Annotated in this window: 4 protein-coding genes and 2 pseudogenes; 5 read left to right on the top strand and 1 reads right to left on the bottom strand. The window is 59.3% G+C overall.

Features of this window, described 5'->3' with window-relative positions; translation table 11 throughout:
* Window positions 1–7: 7 nt before the first annotated feature.
* Window positions 8–337, top strand: a pseudogene (locus QD461_RS36360) (iron ABC transporter permease); the annotation flags it as partial.
* A gap of 19 nt (window positions 338–356) precedes the next feature.
* Here QD461_RS36360 and QD461_RS36355 read toward each other — a convergent pair.
* Window positions 357–652: pseudogene (locus QD461_RS36355) on the bottom strand (IS110 family transposase); the annotation flags it as partial.
* Window positions 653–1,504: 852 nt separating this feature from the next.
* On the opposite strand from QD461_RS36355, the gene QD461_RS36350 reads away from it, so the two are divergent.
* The 4 genes from QD461_RS36350 to QD461_RS36335 form a co-directional block, all read left to right on the top strand.
* A complete protein-coding gene (locus tag QD461_RS36350) occupies window positions 1,505–3,166 on the top strand; it encodes a diguanylate cyclase (protein WP_414091616.1) in 1,662 nt (553 codons plus the stop codon).
* Between the two features lie 41 nt (window positions 3,167–3,207).
* Window positions 3,208–3,423, top strand: coding sequence for a nucleotidyl transferase AbiEii/AbiGii toxin family protein (locus QD461_RS36345; RefSeq protein ID WP_414091615.1), 216 nt, complete (start codon window positions 3,208–3,210; stop codon window positions 3,421–3,423).
* Complete coding sequence (locus QD461_RS36340; RefSeq protein WP_414091614.1) at window positions 3,423–3,779, top strand: hypothetical protein; 357 nt, start codon at window positions 3,423–3,425, stop codon at window positions 3,777–3,779. Before QD461_RS36345 ends, QD461_RS36340 begins: the two co-directional genes overlap by 1 nt.
* A 133-nt stretch (window positions 3,780–3,912) precedes the next feature.
* Window positions 3,913–4,110: phage integrase N-terminal SAM-like domain-containing protein (locus QD461_RS36335; RefSeq protein WP_414091613.1), on the top strand; the 198-nt coding region annotated here is incomplete at its 3' end.

Raw genomic sequence — 4,110 nt, 5'->3', positions numbered from 1 at the left:
CTTCGGCATGGCCGCCGTGATACTACTCCCATGGTATCGCATCGAAGGTGGCTTCTTCGGCTTTGGCTGGTTGAGCAGCTTTCCTAGCGATCCCTCCACAGCGCCGGGAATCCTGGAAATTGCCAGCTTTGGCCGATGGTGGCTCGCGATCGCCGTCGGGCTTTTCCTGCTCGGCGGCGTCGCGCGCTTCTTCGACAATCCTATGCGACGCGGCACGCTCATGGCCTGGGCCGGTGCATTGGGCTTTGTCTTTCTCGCGCTGCAGGGGCTTGCAATCACCTCTTCGGGTTGGACCTGGGCGATCGGCGAACAGCTTTTCGGCGCACTTGCGGACGGCTATCGGGATGCATCCGGGCTGCCTGGGGAACGACCAGGCCGAAGGTCTTCATGATGCCATGGATTTGGTTGGACAGCTGGGTGGTGATCCGGACTAGCCGGATGCGCGCCGTGACAAGCATGCGGGACAATATGCTATCGGATCCCTTCAAGCGCACCTCTCGAAAGAAGCCGTTTTCCGCGAGGCGTGCCAATCCGTCGGCGTCATTCGCGTCCGTTTTGTTCGCCGCCACATCCAGCGCTGTCTTCGCGTGTCGCGCATCAATACAACTGACCGGCAACCCTTCGGCGCGAAGCCATGATAGAACCATCGCGACACAGCCGCCTGCCGACTTTTGGCCGCGCGCGGTCGAGTTATACGAAAGCTCTGGCAGCTTTCGTGGATCAGAAGCCAACTTTGGCGACCTCATCGTGCCGTTCGCCGGGCGGTTCAGCCATCACCAGCACCACAAACTACTCGATGCGATGATAGAGAACAGGCAGAATTGGGCCGCCGCGGATACATCAAACCTTCCGCACGGGATGCTGCGCGATGCACCTACGACCGAGCGCACGAGGCGAGAAATCGTCTCTGATAGCATCTGCGTCGGACGCGGCACCTTGGGAACTACGGGCACGAGTTTGACCTGCTTCAGGTCGATGGCTGGCAGGTTCCGCCACCCCAGGAAGACGACGACGATTAGGCCGGGTGCTGGGGAAATCTCAAATAGAATGCTTACCGGCCGCGTCAAGGAATTGGTCCCTCACCACAACCATTCAACCAAGTGAAGGCGCGTATGAGTATTGAATGACCAACCGCAATCCAGAGTGGTCAATACTATATTAACGCAACCGGCGACAAGGTAGTGGGATGAGCAACAGCATTTTCACCTTTCTGGAAAGACGACTGGCGGGGCCGACCGACGGCGCGCGGGTTGGCGACGTCGGAGGCATGCCAACTCCGCCTGCCGCACTGCGCAACACCTTCGACAGAAAGCTGTCGTTCCGTTTCGTCCTCGCGATCCTATGCACGACGCTGCTTGCCTTCATCATTGTCGCGCCGACGTATAGGGACTATACGCTCGCACGCCAAAACCTGTACGACATGCAACAGTTCCAGCTGGTCCTCGACACGGCGGACCTTCTCGCGGCCGAGCGCGGGCCGGCCAACAACGCAATGTCGGCTGGAATGCAGGACGATGGCGTCTCGGCTCAATGGCTGGCGGAGTTGCGGCTGCGGAGTGACGTGGCTCTTGCTGGACTAGGAAAGGGCGTGGATCCACCTTTCGGTCTGCACAACCACAGTGTGCCTCCGGTGCTGTTGAAAAGCGTTGGCGAACAACTGGCTCTTGCTCGAGCCGAAGTCGATAATGTTGCCCGCCATCATTCCTCTTCTCGTTCTCGAGACGAGTTTCAAGGTGCGATAGACAACATGTTCGAGGTCTCGAATCGATTCCGGACTGTTGTCGCCTGGAGTGCAGACCACCTCATCCAGCATGATAACGGACTGGCCGCCCCTGCTCTCGTCGGGGAAATGCTCGCGGACCTGCGCGATTATGGTGGCAGGGTCGCCTCACAAATCATAGTGCCTCTAGCCACGCGGGAGCGATTGCCCCTGGAAAATGTCATCGCGGCAAGACGTACGGAGGGGCGAATGCACGAGATTTGGGACGTGCTCAACAAGGATAGGGGGCTGTTCGACAATCCCGCGCTCGCGAGAGGCCGCGATGAAATTCATCGTCGCTTCTTCGGCGTGGGCCTTGGTTTGGTCGATGGACTGATCCGCGAGGGACAGCAGCAGCAGCGGTACTCATTGACATCCGCCGAACTCACCGAGCGCTTCGTACCCACGATGCAGCCAATCGAAGTCTATCGCAAAGCCTTTCTCGACGCCACAGTGGATCATTATTCTAAGGTGCGCGACACAGCGCTCAGGATGCTGTTGGCCGTCACCATGTTTGCAACCTGCGTGTTAGTCATTCTGGGTGGGTTAATGCATTCGATCCGAAGAAATGTCTTCCGTCCGCTCATGCTTGTACACGATGAGGTCCTTCGTCTTGCCGACGACCGCCCGGCCGAACCACAGGCGGCTACCGTCAAGACCGGTGAGATTCATGGCCTGTTCAAGGCGATCGAGGTCTTGCAAGGCAAGCTTAAGGACCGCGCAAACCTCACCAGCCAGTTGCGCGTTCAGGCGAACACTGACTGCCTGACTGCGTTGCTGAATCGCCGCGCGCTGGATCTCTACGCCCAGTCCTCGCCGAGGCGTGAGACCGACACACAAGCGATCTGTCTCGTCATTTTGGACATCGACCACTTCAAGATGATCAACGACACTTATGGTCATCCGACCGGAGACCGTGTGCTCATTCAGGTCGCCGCATTGCTGAGCTCGAATCTGCGCGCTGGCGATGTTGTCGCACGCTTTGGCGGAGAGGAATTTGCGATCCTCGTTCCAGGCGACAGTCTCTCGGGGGCGATATCAATTGCAAGGAAACTGAGGCTCGCGCTTCAGCGTGAAAGCTTCTCCGCGTCGGACGGAACGCGTTTTGGCGTGACAGCAAGCTTCGGTGTAGCGCGTGGCCGCCGCGGTGTGGAGAGCTGGCCACTGCTGGTCGAACTCGCCGACGCCGCCCTCTATCGCGCCAAAACAGATGGCCGCAATCGTGTCCGCTTTGCAAGAGACGCCACGGCTCCCGCTCTCGATGACCCATTTGCAGATATTGGGCCGCCACTGTCGGCCGACCATAAAGGCGCTCACAAAGGCAGCGTGCGCCCAATCGCCTCGAGTGGAGCAGCGACCCGTCCTGTGGTGGTGGCGAGGCAGGTTAAATTCGATCGAAAGAACTAGCGGCAATCAAATTGGGGCCGAGATCGGAGAGGAGACGCCGCATGGACCGTGATCAATACATGCATCAGCGCGACCTTCTGGTGCGGCCCCTTCCGTTCATCGTACGCCACGAGGCCTTCGTGCTGAAGGGTGGGACCGCGATCAACCTCCTCTGCAGTGACATGCCGCGGCTCTCGGTCGATGTCGACCAGAGCTATCTGCCGATCGAGGGCCGCGAAACATCAACACGAACCTTGAACGCATCCGAGAGGACTTGATGCTCAGTCTGCTAGGCGTGAGTGTCCAGAGGATCGCCGGCGGCCGCAACAACAGCACTCCCGTTCGTGTTCGGCAAGGCAGCGCCGAAATCAAGATCGAGACCTCTCTGGTCGCGAGGGGTATGATCCATCCACCGGAACGGCGCCGGGTGAGCGAGAGCGCCGAGGAGGCGCTCGAGGAGATGATTTTCGAGCCCTTCAGCCTTGACAAGCTGATGGCCGCGAGGCGACGGATGACAGCGGATCTCCTTGCTCGGTTCGACGCCAAAGCAATGCGCCTTCTGTTGTCACTCCAGGACGAGCCTGATTTCGACACGATCGGACTAGAGATCTGCTGCGCGGCGTCCCAGGACTAAAGCGTGTCGCAACTGACCGGATTCAGGATTGAACTCAGTCGCTAATCGCGGCGATCTGCGGCAGCCGTTGAGGAGAGCGTCCTGTCTGAGAGGGTGGTTGTGTTGCAACCCACCCTCCAGACAGGAGGCCCCGATGGCTGAGATAAGCCCTCTTCGCCGCCGGATGATTGAGGACATGACGGTCCGCAATTTGTCCCCGGCAACCCAGCGATCCTATATCAACGCAGTCCAGAAGTTCAGCCGCTATTTCGGCCGATCGCCCGATCGGCTCGGTCCTGCGGATATCCACACCTTTCAGGTCCACCTTGTTTCAACCGGGATATCGTGGGCT

This window comes from Rhizobium sp. BR 314, from assembly GCF_047445805.1.
Taxonomy (GTDB): Bacteria; Pseudomonadota; Alphaproteobacteria; order Rhizobiales; family Rhizobiaceae; genus Rhizobium; species Rhizobium lusitanum_B.
This window is presented reverse-complemented; position numbering and strand designations above follow the sequence as displayed.

What these genes read in the sequence shown, in the direction of transcription:
- QD461_RS36350 (WP_414091616.1), top strand. Translation starts at nt 1,505, where the DNA reads ATGCAGGACGATGGCGTCTCGGCTCAATGGCTGGCGGAGTTGCGGCTG.
- QD461_RS36345 (WP_414091615.1), top strand. Translation starts at nt 3,208, where the DNA reads ATGGACCGTGATCAATACATGCATCAGCGCGACCTTCTGGTGCGGCCC.
- QD461_RS36340 (WP_414091614.1), top strand. Translation starts at nt 3,423, where the DNA reads ATGCTCAGTCTGCTAGGCGTGAGTGTCCAGAGGATCGCCGGCGGCCGC.